19 protein-coding genes are annotated in these 15636 nt (G+C 59.1%); 13 read left to right on the top strand and 6 right to left on the bottom strand.

Annotated elements, in window-relative coordinates; translation table 11 throughout:
• The first annotated feature begins 24 nt into the window (after positions 1-24).
• The 8 genes from AC2FEB_RS19220 to AC2FEB_RS19185 are packed head-to-tail and all read left to right on the top strand — an operon-like array spanning position 25 to position 6759.
• A complete protein-coding gene (locus tag AC2FEB_RS19220) occupies positions 25-2157 on the top strand; it encodes a RelA/SpoT family protein (protein ID WP_117869872.1) in 2133 nt (710 codons plus the stop codon).
• 16 nt (positions 2158-2173) lie between these two features.
• Positions 2174-2872, top strand: a complete 699-nt coding sequence (locus tag AC2FEB_RS19215) for a DUF2062 domain-containing protein (protein WP_496675906.1) — start codon at positions 2174-2176, stop codon at positions 2870-2872.
• The gene (locus AC2FEB_RS19210) at positions 2865-3611 is read left to right on the top strand and encodes a pyridoxine 5'-phosphate synthase (protein ID WP_496675904.1); all 747 of its coding nucleotides are present in this window, start codon (positions 2865-2867) and stop codon (positions 3609-3611) included. The genes AC2FEB_RS19215 and AC2FEB_RS19210 overlap by 8 nt, the downstream gene beginning before the upstream one ends.
• Positions 3608-4231 (top strand): LysE family translocator, encoded by a 624-nt coding sequence (locus AC2FEB_RS19205; protein WP_496675902.1) that lies wholly within the window; start codon positions 3608-3610, stop codon positions 4229-4231. Before AC2FEB_RS19210 ends, AC2FEB_RS19205 begins: the two co-directional genes overlap by 4 nt.
• Positions 4228-4647: a holo-ACP synthase gene (acpS, locus tag AC2FEB_RS19200; RefSeq protein ID WP_117869868.1), complete on the top strand. Its 420-nt coding sequence runs from the start codon at positions 4228-4230 to the stop codon at positions 4645-4647. Before AC2FEB_RS19205 ends, acpS begins: the two co-directional genes overlap by 4 nt.
• A gap of 60 nt (positions 4648-4707) precedes the next feature.
• Entirely contained in the window at positions 4708-5547 is an 840-nt protein-coding gene (lepB, locus tag AC2FEB_RS19195) for a signal peptidase I (RefSeq protein ID WP_117869867.1), read from the top strand.
• Positions 5544-6236 (top strand): ribonuclease III, encoded by a 693-nt coding sequence (rnc, locus tag AC2FEB_RS19190; RefSeq protein WP_496675899.1) that lies wholly within the window; start codon positions 5544-5546, stop codon positions 6234-6236. The genes lepB and rnc overlap by 4 nt, the downstream gene beginning before the upstream one ends.
• A gap of 4 nt (positions 6237-6240) precedes the next feature.
• Entirely contained in the window at positions 6241-6759 is a 519-nt protein-coding gene (locus AC2FEB_RS19185; protein WP_496675897.1) for a GNAT family N-acetyltransferase, read from the top strand.
• 2 nt (positions 6760-6761) lie between these two features.
• On the opposite strand, the gene AC2FEB_RS19180 is transcribed toward AC2FEB_RS19185, so the two are convergent.
• The gene (locus tag AC2FEB_RS19180; protein WP_496675895.1) at positions 6762-8144 is read right to left on the bottom strand and encodes a multicopper oxidase family protein; all 1383 of its coding nucleotides are present in this window, start codon (positions 8142-8144) and stop codon (positions 6762-6764) included.
• Between the two features lie 159 nt (positions 8145-8303).
• On the opposite strand from AC2FEB_RS19180, the gene era reads away from it, so the two are divergent.
• The 3 genes from era (at position 8304) to AC2FEB_RS19165 (ending at position 9975) form a co-directional block, all read left to right on the top strand.
• Positions 8304-9212, top strand: a complete 909-nt coding sequence (gene era, locus AC2FEB_RS19175) for a GTPase Era (RefSeq protein WP_496675893.1) — start codon at positions 8304-8306, stop codon at positions 9210-9212.
• Positions 9209-9538 carry a DUF1491 family protein gene (locus AC2FEB_RS19170; protein ID WP_496675890.1) on the top strand — a complete coding sequence of 110 codons (330 nt, stop codon included), beginning with the start codon at positions 9209-9211 and terminating at the stop codon, positions 9536-9538. The genes era and AC2FEB_RS19170 overlap by 4 nt, the downstream gene beginning before the upstream one ends.
• Before the next feature lie 113 nt (positions 9539-9651).
• Complete coding sequence (locus tag AC2FEB_RS19165) at positions 9652-9975, top strand: SemiSWEET transporter (protein WP_117869862.1); 324 nt, start codon at positions 9652-9654, stop codon at positions 9973-9975.
• Positions 9976-10033: 58 nt separating this feature from the next.
• On the opposite strand, the gene AC2FEB_RS19160 is transcribed toward AC2FEB_RS19165, so the two are convergent.
• Both AC2FEB_RS19160 and AC2FEB_RS19155 read right to left on the bottom strand, forming a co-directional pair.
• The gene (locus tag AC2FEB_RS19160) at positions 10034-10423 is read right to left on the bottom strand and encodes a VOC family protein (RefSeq protein WP_496675887.1); all 390 of its coding nucleotides are present in this window, start codon (positions 10421-10423) and stop codon (positions 10034-10036) included.
• A gap of 215 nt (positions 10424-10638) precedes the next feature.
• Entirely contained in the window at positions 10639-10890 is a 252-nt protein-coding gene (locus AC2FEB_RS19155) for a hypothetical protein (RefSeq protein WP_299900540.1), read from the bottom strand.
• Between the two features lie 195 nt (positions 10891-11085).
• Between AC2FEB_RS19155 and recO the strand changes: the two genes are divergently transcribed.
• Positions 11086-11811 (top strand): DNA repair protein RecO, encoded by a 726-nt coding sequence (gene recO / locus AC2FEB_RS19150; RefSeq protein ID WP_117872845.1) that lies wholly within the window; start codon positions 11086-11088, stop codon positions 11809-11811.
• Here recO and AC2FEB_RS19145 read toward each other — a convergent pair.
• The 3 genes from AC2FEB_RS19145 to AC2FEB_RS19135 all read right to left on the bottom strand — a co-directional run bounded on the left by AC2FEB_RS19145 (position 11795) and on the right by AC2FEB_RS19135 (position 14725).
• The gene (locus AC2FEB_RS19145) at positions 11795-12187 is read right to left on the bottom strand and encodes an META domain-containing protein (protein WP_117869859.1); all 393 of its coding nucleotides are present in this window, start codon (positions 12185-12187) and stop codon (positions 11795-11797) included. The two genes, recO and AC2FEB_RS19145, sit on opposite strands and share 17 nt — an antisense overlap.
• A gap of 41 nt (positions 12188-12228) precedes the next feature.
• Entirely contained in the window at positions 12229-12873 is a 645-nt protein-coding gene (locus AC2FEB_RS19140; protein WP_496675883.1) for a hypothetical protein, read from the bottom strand.
• A gap of 160 nt (positions 12874-13033) precedes the next feature.
• On the bottom strand, positions 13034-14725 hold the full coding sequence (locus AC2FEB_RS19135) for an acyl-CoA dehydrogenase family protein (RefSeq protein WP_496675880.1): 1692 nt from the start codon (positions 14723-14725) through the stop codon (positions 13034-13036).
• A 144-nt stretch (positions 14726-14869) separates the two neighbouring features.
• Between AC2FEB_RS19135 and AC2FEB_RS19130 the strand changes: the two genes are divergently transcribed.
• Positions 14870-15634, top strand: a complete 765-nt coding sequence (locus tag AC2FEB_RS19130) for a sulfite exporter TauE/SafE family protein (RefSeq protein WP_117869856.1) — start codon at positions 14870-14872, stop codon at positions 15632-15634.
• The last annotated feature ends 2 nt before the right edge of the window (positions 15635-15636 follow it).

Raw genomic sequence — 15636 nt, 5'->3', positions numbered from 1 at the left:
CCTGAAGACGAAGGTGCGGACCGGATGATTTCTGCTGACGACCTGATTGCGCTGGTCCGCAACTACAATCCCAAGACAAATGCTGACCGCATTGCGCTGGCCTACGAATTTGGCCAGCAGATGCATGAAGGGCAATTCCGTCATTCCGGTGAACCCTATTTCACCCATCCCGTTGCCGTTGCCGCCATCCTGACCGAACAGCGTCTGGATGATGCAACCATCATCACGGCGCTGCTTCACGACACGATCGAAGACACCAAGGCCAACTATGGCAAGGTGGCTGAACTTTTTGGGGATGAGGTCGCCAAACTGGTGGATGGCGTCACCAAGCTAACCAACCTGCAACTGTCCAGCCGCGAGACCAAGCAGGCCGAGAACTTCCGCAAGCTGTTCATGGCCATGTCCAAGGACCTGCGGGTCATTCTGGTCAAGCTCGCCGACCGTTTGCACAACATGCGCACGATCAAGGCGATGCGCCCGGAAAAGCAGATCGTCAAAGCCCGTGAGACGATGGATATCTACGCACCGCTTGCGGGCCGGATGGGCATGCAGTGGATGCGCGAGGAACTTGAAGATCTGGCTTTCCGTGTCCTCAACCCCGAAGGCCGCCAGTCGATCATCCGTCGCTTCATCACCCTGCAACGCGAAACCGGCGACGTGATTCATCGCATCACCGGCGACATGCGACACGAGCTGGAAAAAGCGGGTATCGAGGCAGAGGTTTTTGGTCGCGCCAAGAAACCCTATTCGATCTGGCGCAAGATGCAGGAAAAGGATCAGGGCTTCTCTCGCTTGTCTGACATCTACGGTTTCCGCATCATCACCCAGACGGAAGAAGACTGCTATAGGACTCTGGGTGCCATCCATCAGCGCTGGCGGGCGGTGCCGGGCAGGTTCAAGGACTACATAAGCCAGCCGAAATCCAACGGTTACCGCTCCATCCACACCACGGTTTCTGGCCGGGACGGTAAACGGGTCGAGGTCCAGATCCGTACCCGGCAGATGCATGACGTGGCCGAAACCGGGGTCGCGGCGCATTGGTCCTATCGCGACGGTGTGCGCACCGAGAACCCATTCGCCGTCGATCCGGCCAAATGGATTTCCAACCTGACCGAGCAGTTCGACAACGAGGAAGATCACGAAGACTTCCTCGAAGCCGTCAAGCTCGAGATGTACTCGGACCAGGTGTTCTGTTTCACCCCCAAGGGCGACGTGGTTAAACTGCCGCGTGGCGCGACACCCATCGATTTTGCCTATGCCATTCATACCCGTATCGGTCACGCCTGTGTCGGGGCCAAGGTTGACGGTATCCGCGTTCCGCTCTGGACGCGGCTCAAAAATGGCCAGTCCGTGGACATCATCACTGCCGACGGTCAGACGCCACAGGTCACGTGGCTTGAGATTGCAGTCACCGGCAAGGCCCGTACCGCCATTCGCCGCGCCCTGCGCGAGGTGGATCGGGAACGATTCATCAAGCTGGGCAAGGAACTGGCGCGTTCCGGGTTCGAGCACGTGGGCCGCAAGGCGACCGACAAAGCGCTTGATACCGCCGCAAAACACCTGCGCCTGAAAGATCGGCACGAGCTACTGGCCCGTCTTGGCAGCGCCGAACTGACCGCGCATGAGGTGGTTCAGGCCGTCTATCCCGAACTTGCCAAGGACGACGGCGACGCCATTCCGCTGCGCCGTGCGGTGATTGGCCTGGAGCCGGGGCAGAAGTTCGACCGGGCCCCCTGCTGTCAACCGCTTCCGGGGGAACGTATCGTCGGCATCACCTATCGGGGCAAGGGCGTGGTCGTGCATGCCATCGATTGCGATCGGCTCAGCGAGTTCGAAGGCGAACCTGACCGGTGGGTCGATCTGCACTGGCACTCGGGCACCCACCCGGCCGTCTATGGCGCGACGTTGGATCTGACCATTGGCAACGATGCCGGGGTTCTGGGGCGTATTTGCACATTGATCGGCGAGAAAAAGGCCAATATCTCGAACCTCGAGTTTGTTGATCGCAAACCGGATTTTTATCGCCTTCTGATCAATGTCGAGCTGCGCGACCTTGAACAGCTCCACTCACTGATGCTGATGCTAGAGGCGGAAAGCGATGTTGCTGCGGTCGAACGGTATCGGGATCAGGTCAAGACTTCGGTTGCGGCTGGCTGAGAAGGGGTGATCACGGGTGGTATTCAAGCGCCGAGACCGACGCTCTCCAGTCCAGATCGCATCGGATTTCGTCTATCCGCGTGGCGGATGGACCCGCGCCTTCCATTACGTGAAACACCGTGTCCGGCGTCTGCCGGATACCCCTGACCGAATCGCGCGCGGCATAGGGGCGGGTGTTTTCGCGGCCTTTACTCCGTTTTACGGGTTGCATTTTCTAGTCGCCGCCATCGGCGCAAGGCTGATCAAAGGCAATCTTCTGGCCGCGCTCAGCGGCACGTTCTTTGGCAACCCGCTCACGTATGTACCGATTGGGGTGATCTGTCTTCAGACCGGGCATTTCCTGCTGGGCACCGAATACGAAGAAGGCGACACACGGGGGCTGATGGGCAAATTCGCCAGTGCTATAGGGGATCTCAAGAACAATTTCTTGGCGTTGTTTACGGATCGCGTGGCCGACTGGCACGGGCTGTCGCAGTTCTACGACGACGTCTTCTACCCCTACATGATCGGTGGGATCATTCCGGGCGTCGTTGCGGGTGTGATCTGCTATTACCTCAGCCTGCCTTTGATCCTGACGTACCAGCAGCGCCGTCGGGCCAAGATCAAGGCGAAGTTTGATGAAATCAAGCGTTTGGCGTCAGATTCGGCTGACGTTTCTTCGGCAGAGCCTCTAGGCTCGGGCCAAAACATGCAAAAGGAATCGAGGGATGTCTGAGAACCATCTGCGTTTGGGTGTGAACATCGATCACGTGGCCACGGTGCGCAATGCGCGGGGCGGGGATTATCCGGATCCGCTGCGCGCCGCCAAACTGGCGGAAGAGGCAGGCGCCGACGGCATCACCGCGCATTTGCGCGAAGATCGACGCCATATCTCGGACGCCGATATCGACGGGCTGATGGAGGTTCTGTCGGTGCCGCTGAACTTTGAGATGGCCGCGACGCCCGAGATGCAGAAAATCGCCTTGCGCCATAAGCCGCACGCGGTCTGCATCGTTCCCGAAAAGCGCGAGGAGCGCACCACCGAGGGCGGTCTTGAAGTCGCGCGCGAGGAAAACAGGCTGGCGCATTTCATCGCGCCTTTGCGTGATGTCGGCTGTCGGGTGTCGATCTTCATCGCCGCCGATCAACGCCAGATCGAGGCCGCGCACCGTATCGGCGCTGAGGTAATCGAACTGCACACCGGCGCCTGTTGCGACGCCTATGCCGAAGGCCGTATCGAGGATGCCGAGCGCGAGCTTGAATCGCTGCGCCAGATGTCCACCTTCGCCCATTCGCTGGGGCTTGAGGTTCATGCGGGCCATGGCCTGACCTATGAAACTGTAAAGCCGGTTGCCGCTTTCCCCGAGGTCAAGGAACTGAATATCGGTCATTTCCTGATTGGCGAGGCGATCTTTCTGGGTCTGACCCCGGCCATTCAGGAAATGCGCCGCCTTATGGATGAGGCGCGGGCGTGATCACCCCCGGCTTTGTCGCCATCTGGCTAGCCTGGCTGATGGCTGGCGGCTCTCCGGGCCCCGCCACGATGGGCATTGCCGGAACAGCTATGAACGAAGGCCGCACCGCTGGGCTGGCCTTTGCACTGGGCATTTGCGTTGGATCTGCCGCGTGGGGCATTGCCGCCGCGCTTGGCCTGTCGGCGATCATGCTGGCCAATGTCTGGGTGTTCGAGGTGATCCGCTATATCGGCGTAGCCTATCTGGGCTGGCTGGCGCTGAAGGCCCTGCGCCGTGCGATGACCTCGGATGAGGTCGCTTTGGGCAAACCGGTCACGGGTACTTTGCCGACCATCTTTGCCAAGGGCGCGGCAATTCACCTGACCAACCCCAAGGCGATCCTCAGCTGGGGCTCGATCTACGCCATCGTCGCGCCCAATGATGCCAGCCTGACGACGCTGCTGGGTTATTTCGCCATGCTTTATGCCGGATCGCTTTTGATCTTCATCGGCTATGCGTTTCTGTTTTCATCCGAGCGCATGGTCCGAACCTACCGCCGCGCCCGCCGCTGGTTCGATTTCGCCTTCGCCGGGTTCTTTGGTGTGGCGAGTTACAAGATCCTGACGGTGAGATTGTCATGATCCTCGGCATCGGCACAGACCTGGCAAATATTGATCGCATCCAGGGCACGCTCGACCGGTTCGGCGACCGGTTCCGCAATCGCGTCTTTACTGACACCGAACAGCGCAAGGCCGAACGCCGCGCCGACACCGCGGGTACTTATGCCAAACGCTGGGCCGCGAAAGAGGCCTGTTCCAAGGCGCTGGGTACCGGTTTGCGCATGGGCATCGCGTGGAAAGACATGGCCGTCACCAATCTGCGCACCGGCCAGCCCGTGATGCATGTGACAGGCTGGGCCGCCGAACGGCTGCGCGAAATGACGCCTGAAGGGCACGAGGCGATCATCCACGTCACGCTGACCGATGACCATCCCTGGGCGCAGGCTTTCGTGGTGATCGAGGCGCGGCCGCTTCAAGATCTCACCACGCAGCCTTGACTCACCCCCATCGCCCCCGCATGTAGCAGCGAAGCCAAGCAAAGAACTGGAGAGAGCAGTATGGCCGAGGAAGCCAAGACCGGAAATCCCGTCTGGGAGACGATCAAAACCATCGTCTATGCGCTGCTGATTGCCGGCGTGTTCCGTACCCTCTTCTTTCAGCCGTTCTGGATCCCCTCGGGCTCGATGAAGCAGACGCTGTTGATCGGCGATTTCCTCTTCGTCAACAAGATGGCTTATGGCTATTCCTATGCATCCTGCCCCAGCCTGATCATCCCCAGCGTCGGCCTGAATGTGGACGCCGAAGACATCTGTGGCTGGATGAAGGGCGACGACGACAGCCGTATCTGGGGCGGTGATCCGGAACGTGGCGATGTCATTGTCTTTCGCCATCCGGTCACCGGGCGTGATTATATCAAACGCCTGATCGGGTTGCCGGGCGACCGGATCCAGGTCCGCGATGGCCAGATCATCCTCAATGGCACTCCGGTTCCACAGCAGCCCGATGGCGTGTTCACCGAAGTTGCAGAACCGCAGGGCCCGCAGCGTCTGCGCCCGCGCTGTGAAAACGGTCCTGTCGGTATTGGCGGCACCTGCGAAAAGTCGCGCCTGATCGAAACCCTGCCCAATGGCGTTTCCTATGATGTGCTGAACATCGGCAACCAGGCATCAGACAATACCGGCATCTATACCGTGCCCGAGGGCAACTATTTCTTCATGGGTGACAACCGTGACAATTCCAGCGACAGCCGTCTGCCGCAATCTGCCGGTGGTGTGGGATACGTGCCTTATGAAAACCTGATCGGTCGCGCCGACCGGATCATGTTCTCGTCTGCCGGCCGTTCGATGCTGTTCTTCTGGACATGGCGGTCGGACCGCTTCTTCAAGGCGGTCAATTGAAGCTTTCGTCTGAGATAAAGGCGTTCCAGCGGCGATTGGGGTATGAGTTCAAAAACCCCGAACTGCTGGTGCGTGCGCTGACCCATGGCTCGGTGTCTTCGTCCACCCGACCAGACAATCAGCGGCTGGAGTTTCTGGGCGACCGCGTCCTGGGCCTTGTCATGGCCACCGCGTTGCTTGAAGCTGACAAAAAAGCCTCCGAAGGCCAGTTGGCCCCCCGGTTCAACGCATTGGTCCGCAAAGAGGCCTGCGCAGATGTAGCCCGCCAGATCGATCTGGGCGCGGTCCTGAAACTGGGCCGCTCCGAGATGCTGACTGGTGGCCGCCGCAAGCAAGCGCTGCTGGGTGACGCGATGGAGGCCGTGATCGCCGCCATCTACCGGGATGCGGGGTTCGAGGCCGCCCGCGATGTCATCCTGGCGCTTTGGGGGGACCGCATCCACGAGGTCGAGGCAGATGCGCGTGACGCCAAGACCTCGTTGCAGGAATGGGCGCAGGCGCGTGGGCAAAAGCCGCCCTCATACGTCGAAGTCAAACGCAGTGGTCCAGACCACGCCCCGATATTCACCATTGCGGCCCGCCTTCAGGACGGCACCGAGGCACAGGCCACCGCAGGATCCAAACGTCAGGCCGAACAGGCCGCGGCGAAGGCTTTGCTGGAACGGTTGAGTCCGGCCAGCTCGTCCTAGGGGCATGAAGCTCAGACCAGCCCGGAAATCGGACGCCGCCAGCCTGGCCGCGTTGTCGATTGAAGTCTGGATCGGCACATACCTGCGCCATGGCGTAAGTTCTTTCTTCGCCGAGTTTGCATTGTCCGGGTTCACAACCGCACGGTTCGAAACGCTGCTAGAGGAAGGGAGTGATCTTCTGGTGGTGTCTGAAAACCGCGATGGAATCGATGGCTACATTCGGTTGGCAGAGGGCCGTGATCCACCCATTGACGGGCTTTCCGATCTTGAGATCGTGACCTTTTACGTGCAGCCGCGCCACCACGGAAAGGGCATCGGGTCAGCTTTGTTGCAGGTGGCCATTGACCATTGCCGGAACAAAGGCCGCACCGAAATCTGGCTGACGACCAATTCCGAGAACGCTCCGGCCATCGATTTCTACCTGTCCAAAGGCTTCCGTCAGGTCGGCGTCACGGATTTCCGTATCGCAGACCAAGCCTATCCGAACCACGTTCTGGCGTTGAACATGTCACCACTGGGCTAGCGTCAAATCACCCGGATGAACCCGGCCAGTCCGGTTTTCTGGTGTTCTACCACGTGGCAATGAAACGCCCAGTCGCCGGGATTGTCCGCGACCAGCGCGACGTCGACGGTCTCGTCTTTCAACAACAGCATGGTATCGGACAGCAACGGTGGCAGTTTGCGCAGGTTCGACGTCAGCGGAACGAAGGCCAGCCCGTGCAGGTGGATCGGGTGCAGGTTGGGCGATTCATTGCGCAGTCGCAGAACATAGCTCTTGCCCCGTTGCAGCACGGCCATTGGCCCGGTTCCCTGCGCCGCATCGCCTGGCCAGGGCGTGCGGTTGATCGACCAGAAACTATAGCCCAACGACCCGCAGAACCCGTCATTCGGGGCGCCGCCTTCCGGGGTCCAACCGAACACGAATTCATGCAACTCGGCCTGACCCAGATCAGGACGCGCGACTGGGTTTGCCCTCAATGGGCGCAGCTCTTGCAGGTCTCGTGCAATGGTTTTGCCCATAGCCCGCAACCGGACCATAGTGCGGTGTTTCTGCCCGGGAAACTTGGCCACCAGCAGGGCTGACTGCCCCTCGTCGTCCGGCATCCGAACCGCCAGATCCACCCGTTGACCCGGGGCCAGCAAAAGCGGCTTGGCTGCTGTGGGCAGTGTCACGTCTGTTTCTACCGGATGTCCGTCCCATGCGATGATCCGGACCTCGGCCCCTTCGGGATGCAACGTGTAGATACGGGTCGTATCCGTGTTGACCACCCGCACACGCACCAGACTGCCCGCCGCGTGGTCATACACTGCCTCGCTCTGCCAGTTAGCGGTCTGCACGTTGCCAAACGTGCCCGCCCGCGCAGCGCCGCGGGCAGTATAAGCAGGCAGAAACGCGCCATCTTCGTCCAGCCTGAAATCCCGCAGATTGACGACCTGCTCGCTGTCGAATCCCGGGTCTTCCGGTTCGGCAACCACCATCACACCGGTCAGCCCTCGGGCCATCTGGTCCATCGTCATGCAATGAGGGTGATACCAATACGTGCCCGCATCCGGCGGTGTGAATTCATAGGTAAAGCTCTCGTTTTCTCCGATGGGCATCTGGGTCAGGTAGGGTACCCCGTCCATCTCGTTGCGGATGCGCAGCCCGTGCCAATGCATCGCAGTATAATCGGGCAGGGTATTGCGCACCGTCAGACGCAGTGTTTCGCCCTGACGCCCGTAAAGAACCGGTGGTGGCGCATCTGGTGACATGCTGACCATCCCTGTGGTCAGCTGATCGCGCAACCGATAGCTGGCAGGTTGCAACACCAGCTCCTGCGCAGCATCGCTGGCCGTCAGAGGCAACGCTCCCAATCCCAAAACACTTGCAGCGGCGCTGCTTCCAAGAAGAAACTCGCGACGTTTCATGAAAACCTCACTGACCGGATTTGATGCCGGGCTGGGATTGGCTGGGCGTCTGCGTTCATCTGACATCGAAACCGCATGGCCGCAATGCGACAAATCCCTCTGGCCCGTCGAAGCTTTCTGCTATAGGGGTGCGCACTTGCAAACAGGATCGCCAGACTCATGACCACACGCGCCGGATTTATCGCCCTGATCGGAGAGCCCAATGCGGGCAAGTCAACTCTGCTGAACCGCATGGTCGGGGCCAAGGTTTCGATCGTGACTCATAAGGTGCAGACCACCCGCGCGCGTATCCGCGGAGTGGCGATGGAAGGCGACGCGCAACTGGTCTTCGTCGACACGCCCGGCCTGTTCAAACCCCGCCGCCGCCTGGATCGCGCCATGGTAGCTGCTGCATGGGGCGGGGCCGCAGATGCGGACGTCGTTGTCCTGATGGTTGAAGCGCATCGTGGTATCACCGAAGGGGTTGAACGCATCCTCGAAGGTCTGGAAGAGATCGGGCAGAGCCGCACCATCGCGTTGGCGATCAACAAGATCGACAAGGTGCCGTCCGAAAAGCTGCTGGCGCTGACCAGTGACCTGAACGCACGCTACCCGTTTGCCGAAACCTTCATGATCTCGGCTGAAAAGGGCCACGGCGTCGAGGACCTGCGTAAGTGGCTGGCCTCTGAACTGCCTGAAGGCCCCTGGCTCTATCCCGAAGATCAGATCGCCGATCTGCCCCTGCGCATGATCGCCGCGGAAATGACGCGCGAGAAGCTTACTCTTCGCCTGCATCAGGAATTGCCCTATCAGCTGACTGTCGAGACCGAGAACTGGGAAGAACGCAAAGACGGCTCTGCCAAGATCGATCAGGTCATCTATGTCATGCGTGACGGCCACAAAGGCATCGTGTTGGGCAAAAAGGGCGAGACCATCAAGGCCGTCAGCCAGGCTGCGCGGGCAGAACTGGAAGAATTCCTCGACCGCAAAATTCACCTGTTCCTGCAAGTGAAGGTCCGGCCCAACTGGCTGGAAGAATCCGAGCGTTACTCGGAAATGGGTCTGGATTTCAAAGACGGAAACGCATGACCCGTCTGACGGCCGAGTTCTGGGTCCACGCCTATCTGGCGCGGCTGCGATTTCAGGATATCCCGGCCTATGTGGTGGCCCATGGCGATGACACGGCAGGCGCAGTTCTGGTCAAGCTGAACACGCTGGATGGACAGGCCGTTGCGTTCCAACGCAGCTTTGATCTGATGAGTGGTGAACGAAAATGGGTCGAACTCTCGTCTGGCCCGGAGGGCCACGTGGACCAGGCCATCCAGCGTCAACGTGGCTTTGACCCGGACCTATGGGTGATTGAGGTCGAAGACCGGCAGGGGCGGCACCTGCTGGGCGAAGAGGGGCTGGAGTGACCACGATTCAGAAGGGTCTTTGACGCCGAGATCAAAGCGACTATTTTATTGCTGCAATTGGCCTGTAAGGCCTGACGTGTCCTACGGACCGAGCGCAACCAAGAGGGGCTTTCGTGACTGAAACGCTTGCGGAGAAACTGGAGAAATCGGAACTTGGCCACTGGATGCAGCGGTTCGAGGGCTTCATGGTCTTTGTCGGCGTTGTCGGGCCTTTTGCCACGCTTCCACAATTGATCAAGCTCTACTTTACCCATTCCGAACACGCGACCGGTCAGTCGCTTCTGTCCTGGTCTCTCTATGCCGGGCTGTCCTTCCTGTGGTTTGCCTATGGTATGGTGGTGGGCAAGCTGCCCATCTATGTGGGCAACGGACTCTCGATGGTGCTGAACTTATTAATGGTTATCGGCATCCTAATTCACGCAGGTGTGACGTTCTAAACCTCCTGCCGCCTTAGGTTTTTCTCACTATCAAGTTCGCAAGTGGTTTTCAGCGCCATCAACCTGCGTCGCCAAAATAGACAAAGCTCATCTTGTTCCCGTCAGGGTCGCGTGCATAAGCGCCAAAAAAGTTCGGACCATATTGGGGGCGGTCACCCGGATCACCTTCGTTTGCTCCGCCATTTGCAAGCGCGGTTGCGTGCGCATCGCGAACTTCCGCTTCGTTTTGGCACAGCAGACCAACCATGTTCCCGTTTCCGATCGTCGCGACTTCTTTGTCGAACGGTGTCGCGACCCATATGCATCCGCCGCCACGCAGCTCATAGCATACAGCGTGCGGCATATACTCGGCGATGACCTTTCCGCCGATCTGGGGAACAACCGCGTCATAGTATTTCCGCGCTTTGGCAACGTCGTTAGAACCGATCATGACATAGTTAAGAGACATTTTTGGAATCCCACTTTAAGAACATAAGCGGAACATTAATACCTGAACTGGATTCAAGCAATGCGTTTTTCGGAATAGTTTTGGCGACCCCCGACCTACCCGGACAGGGCAACTGATGGGGTTTCTATCGGTCTGTGGGTCAGCTGACGCGTTCTACCGGGGCCTTTGGAATGAAAGGCTGATATTCTTCCCCACGGTCTTCGCTCGCCTTTGGATCACGCGCCATCTCCGCCGTTCCACCCGTCTTCGTATTCGCCCAACATTCTGGACAGGTGCAGCAGAGACGCAAAAAAGCGGGCGTAGACATCCCGTGACAACATCGGCTTGTTGTCATCCAGCACCTGCACAAGTTCGACGACGGCCGAAGCAAACGTCTCATAGACTTGCATGTCTGCGGCTGTCGGATCCGGCGTCCAGATTTCGTGTTTGTCGTAATACACGGCAGGTTGCGGTTCGTCATCTATCATGGCGCGGCCCCTTCTGTTTGAAGCGCAGGTGGGGGTTGTGAGAACGTGCACAAGACGGGTGGCACGAAGTCACAAAACTATGGCGCCTTCGGAAAAAGGACTCTCGCCGAAAGCGGGAAAAGAAGTTCCGCTCTTGCGCGCCGACGTCGCTTGGGATTTTCTGCGATCCAACCCAACCAACAGCAGGGCCGAGTTTTGGACTGGCGCGATCACGGAATACTCCTGACTTTACGCCGCCATGGCGAAACAGCGGCGATTATCGAGGTCTTCACCGAAGGCCATGGTCGTCATGCTGGTGTGGTGCGTGGTGGGACAAGCCGCAAGATCGCGCCGATCCTGCAACCTGGCGCGCAACTGGACGTGCTGTGGCGCGCGCGACTGGAAGAACATATCGGCACCTTTCAGGTCGAACCCCTGCGGTCCCGCGCGGCGGCCGCGTTTTCAGGGCGGCTGGCACTGTCCGGGCTCAACGCTGTCGTCTCTCTCTTGTCCTTTTGTTTGCCCGAACGGGAACCACACGCCTCGCTCTATACACGGACGGAACAGTTGATGGACCTGCTGGGGCAGGACGAGATCTGGCCTCTGGCTTATCTGCGATGGGAACTCGCGCTGCTGGACGAACTTGGCTTTGGCCTTGATCTGACAGCCTGCGCCGTGACAGGTGTGACCGAAGGATTGATCTACGTATCGCCCAAAACAGGCCGTTCCGTTAGTGCGAATGGCGCCGGTGATTGGGCGGACAAGCTGTTGCCCCTTCCGCCCTGTCTGCGCGGGGAAGGCACTGCGCCCGACGCCGAGATCGCAGAGGCCCTGCGCACGACCGGGTACTTCCTGGAGCACCGCGTCGCGCCGTCTTTGGGGCATAATCCGCTGCCCGAAGCGCGGGCCCGGTTCGTGGATCAGGTCACTCGGCGGCTGTGAACACCATCTCGTGCCCATCCTCGTTTCGCAGGATCAGCACATTGCCTGACACTTCGGATTGGGTCATGGTCATGAGGGCGGCAAAGTAGAACCCTTCCGCTTCGAGCCCCGCGCAGGCGGCGCGCGTCGCGCTGAGGTTCTGAACCTCAAACCACGGGTAGGGCGCGTTGAGTGTTCCGTCATAGCTGTTGCACGGAGCGTTTCCGGAAATCCTGCCTTCTTCGGGAAACCGCAGCAGAGCACTCGCCTCATAGGGCTGACCATCGATCTCCTGCAGCACCCAAATCTGGTCCGCCGCACCATAAGCCGCAACGGTTTCGTCCTTGTCGCATTGGAACAGTGCCATCAAAGGCAGGGTCAGGATCAGGCGTGTCATGGCTGGGTCTTAGCGCATCGGGGTTGTCGGCGGAACCACGGTCAGTAGGGGAGGGACCCGTTCAGCAGTTGCTCGCGCACTTCCTGCCTGGGTTTCCAGTTATAGCGCGTATCCTCGCGCACCGGCGCCCAGTGCAATGCGCCACTGTTGCGCCAGGGATCAAGGATGATGCCGTCATACATCGAATCCCCCTTGGCGCTGATAGACGCCGAATGGTGGATAATTCGAAAGGATGTCGGCGGAGAAGTGGCCCAATTCAGGTCCAGTGTCCGGAAGTTTTCCTGCCGCAGCCGCTTGGTCATGGCTTCGGCCCAGTCATTGCACAACCCTTTTTCACGGAACCCGTTAATGACCTTGGCGTTGTGGACAATGGCCGGGTCGGTGACATTCCAGTCCCGCGCCAATTGCTGCGAATAGGTGTAGGCGATGGTTGCCGCCTTCTGGGCTTCAACCGGATCGACATCCGGCCCAAGCCTTTGGATCGACTGCGCAAGCGTCTCGATATCACTTTGACTGGCCGTTGGCGCAGGGGTGGTGCAGCCCGCAAGAAAGAGCGTCGTCAGAGTGGCGCAAAGGACGAAGAAGGATCGGGTCATGCAAAGTACCAAATGCTGATCGGGTTGAGTCAGGTCCAGCTGACGCTGTAACTGTGAAAGTGCCGGGATCAAAGGGGGAAGTTTGGACACGTGCCAGTCACACGTGCCGTTGTAGAGGCGCTGAAGGGCGTCGATGTGGGCCTATACAAAACGGAAGGTTCCAAGGACAGAGTGCGTACAAACCCCACCGTAAAGAAAAAGACCCGGCGCAAAGGCCGGGTCAGTTGGGGAAACGGGGTGCCGGTTCCGGTCACCCGAGCAGACGTCGTGCTATGACCTGTGCCTGAATCTCGGCAGCCCCTTCGAAAATGTTGAGAATGCGCGCGTCACACAGAACGCGGCTGATCTTGTATTCCAGCGCAAAGCCATTGCCGCCGTGGATTTGAAGCCCGTTATCGGCTGCTGCCCAGGCCACCCGGGCGCCTAGCAGCTTGGCCATGCCGGCCTCAAGATCACAGCGCTGGCCGTGGTCTTTCTCCCACGCGCTGAAATAGGTCAGCTGGCGCGCAATCATGATCTCGACCGCCATTATTGCCAGCTTGCCCGAGACACGCGGGAAGTTGATCAGCGATTTGCCGAACTGCTTGCGGTCGATCGCATATTGCATGGCGATATCCAGCGCGCTTTGCGCCACGCCGATAGCGCGAGCGGCAGTCTGGATGCGGGCGCTTTCAAAGGTTTCCATCAGCTGTTTGAAACCCTTGCCTTCTTCACCCCCCAGCAGGTTTTCACCCTTGATGTGGAAGCCGTCAAAGCCCAGCTCGTATTCCTTCATGCCGCGATAGCCCAGAACCTCGATCTCACCACCGGTCATGCCGGGAGTGGGGAAGGGGTTCTCGTCCGTGCCCGGTGTTTTTTCGGCCAGGAACATGGACAGGCCGCGGTGATCGGTGCTGTCGGGATCGGTCCGCGCCAGCAGGGTCATGACATGGGTGCGCGCGGCGTGGGTGATCCAGGTCTTATTGCCGGTGATCCGGTAATCACCGTTCTCGTCCTTCACGGCACGGGTGCGCAGGCTGCCAAGATCCGAGCCGGTGTTGGGTTCAGTGAAGACAGCGGTCGGCAGAATTTCGGCGCTGGCCAGTTTCGGCAGCCAGTTGGCCTTTTGCTCGTCTGTGCCGCCGGCGATAATCAATTCGGCTGCGATTTCCGAACGGGTGCCCAGTGAGCCAACGCCAATGTAGCCACGCGACAGTTCTTCGGACACAACGCACATCGAGGCTTTGGACAGGCCGAAACCGCCAAACTCCTCCGGGATGGTCAGCCCGAAAACGCCCATTTCCGCCAGCTCTTCGATGATTCCCAGCGGGATCAGCTCATCCTTGAGGTGCCATTCATGGGCATATGGTTCGACCTTTTCCTGCGCATAGCGGCGGAACTGGTCGCGGATCATCTCAAGTTCTTCGTCCAGGCCCGACGCGCCGAACATGGTGGCACCGGCCTGATCCTGCATCAGCTCGACCAAACGGCTGCGTGCGGCTTGTGAGTTTGCCTGCGCCATCAAGGTCTGTACTTCGGACGACTGAAAGCCCGACAGCGCATCCCAACCGAGACCCATATCCTGAAGGCGCACGACTTCGCCCTGGTTCATCGGGATGCCACCTGCGACCTGATGCAGGTACTCGCCAAAAGCTATCTGGTGAAGCAACTGCTCGACTTCGCCGAACTTGCCTTCGGCCTGAAGTGCTTCGGCCCAGCGCTGCATCTGTTGCAGCGACTGATTATACGTGGCCAGCCAGGCCAGACCATGTGCGGCGGTCTGGTTTGCTTCGATCAGAGCGCCAGAGATACGGCCATCTGCCGAGACCATGCGGCGCACGGATTCACGGGCCTTTTCAAAAACGGCTTCTACCGCGGGTACGGCAGCCCGGGTCATATTCAGAAGATCGGGCAAAACTGCAGCAGTTGTCATCTCGGTCATATCCTGTCCGTCGTGGGCCATGAATCGCGTCCTTTCCTCGGTCGTCTGGTCATATCATGCTGCACGTGCAGCGCAACAAAAATACCAATTATGATGTAAAAAAGTTCAAATATTACCCCATCATTTTTGCAATGCAGAAGAATATCCAGATGATATCTAGGGGGAATGAACCTGTTTTCCATTCTCTCGCCGCAGGAACTGCTGTTGGCCATGGCCGTCGCTTTTGCCGCAGGGTGGATCAAGGGTATAGTTGGCTTTGCCATGCCCATGGTGTTTGTGTCAGGACTTAATTCCTTTTTGCCGCCGGATCTGACGTTGGCGGGTCTGATTTTGCCGACACTTGTAACCAATGGGCTTCAGGCACTTCGGGGTGGGGCCAGCGCAGCCTATTCTGCAATCCTTCGGTTCCGGGTATTTCTTGTTGTTGGCGGCCTCTTACTGGTGCTGAGTGCGCAGCTTGTCGCACTGGTTCCGAATTCTGTTTTTCTGATCCTCATCGGTGCATTCGTATCTGTGTTCGTTCTGTTTCAATTACTGGGCGCCCGTTTGACTCTGAGCCGCCCGTCACAGGGTATTGAGGCCGTGATCGGAGGCATTGCGGGTTTCGTCGGCGGCATGTCGGGAATATGGGGTCCGCCGACGGTTGCCTATCTTACGGCTTTGAATACACCCAAGAAGGAACAGATTCGAATACAAGGTGTCATTTATGGGCTGGGCGCGGTGCTTTTGCTAATTGCCCATCAGATGTCCGGTATTGTTCGCGCGGAGACGATCCCATTTTCCGCGACCTTGGTTCTTCCTGCTTTGGCGGGGATGTGGGTGGGCATCAAGCTGCAGGACCATTTTGATCAGGCCAGTTTCCGCAAGGTCACACTGTTTGTCTTGCTGGTGGCCGGCTTGAATTTACTGCGGCGGGGCCTGATGGGGTGACA

The sequence above is a fragment of the Ruegeria sp. YTSC106 genome (genome assembly GCF_059609765.1).
Note: the sequence above shows the minus strand (reverse complement) of the source record. Positions and strands in the feature narration are given on the sequence as shown.

Coding starts and splice junctions, on each gene's coding strand:
- AC2FEB_RS19130 (WP_117869856.1), top strand. CDS start 14,870: ATGAACCTGTTTTCCATTCTCTCGCCGCAGGAACTGCTGTTGGCCATG.
- lepB (WP_117869867.1), top strand. CDS start 4,708: ATGGCCGAGGAAGCCAAGACCGGAAATCCCGTCTGGGAGACGATCAAA.
- AC2FEB_RS19220 (WP_117869872.1), top strand. CDS start 25: ATGATTTCTGCTGACGACCTGATTGCGCTGGTCCGCAACTACAATCCC.
- AC2FEB_RS19185 (WP_496675897.1), top strand. CDS start 6,241: ATGAAGCTCAGACCAGCCCGGAAATCGGACGCCGCCAGCCTGGCCGCG.
- acpS (WP_117869868.1), top strand. CDS start 4,228: ATGATCCTCGGCATCGGCACAGACCTGGCAAATATTGATCGCATCCAG.
- era (WP_496675893.1), top strand. CDS start 8,304: ATGACCACACGCGCCGGATTTATCGCCCTGATCGGAGAGCCCAATGCG.
- AC2FEB_RS19170 (WP_496675890.1), top strand. CDS start 9,209: ATGACCCGTCTGACGGCCGAGTTCTGGGTCCACGCCTATCTGGCGCGG.
- AC2FEB_RS19145 (WP_117869859.1), bottom strand. CDS start 12,187: ATGACACGCCTGATCCTGACCCTGCCTTTGATGGCACTGTTCCAATGC.
- AC2FEB_RS19160 (WP_496675887.1), bottom strand. CDS start 10,423: ATGTCTCTTAACTATGTCATGATCGGTTCTAACGACGTTGCCAAAGCG.
- AC2FEB_RS19210 (WP_496675904.1), top strand. CDS start 2,865: ATGTCTGAGAACCATCTGCGTTTGGGTGTGAACATCGATCACGTGGCC.
- AC2FEB_RS19155 (WP_299900540.1), bottom strand. CDS start 10,890: ATGATAGATGACGAACCGCAACCTGCCGTGTATTACGACAAACACGAA.
- AC2FEB_RS19135 (WP_496675880.1), bottom strand. CDS start 14,725: ATGGCCCACGACGGACAGGATATGACCGAGATGACAACTGCTGCAGTT.
- AC2FEB_RS19180 (WP_496675895.1), bottom strand. CDS start 8,144: ATGAAACGTCGCGAGTTTCTTCTTGGAAGCAGCGCCGCTGCAAGTGTT.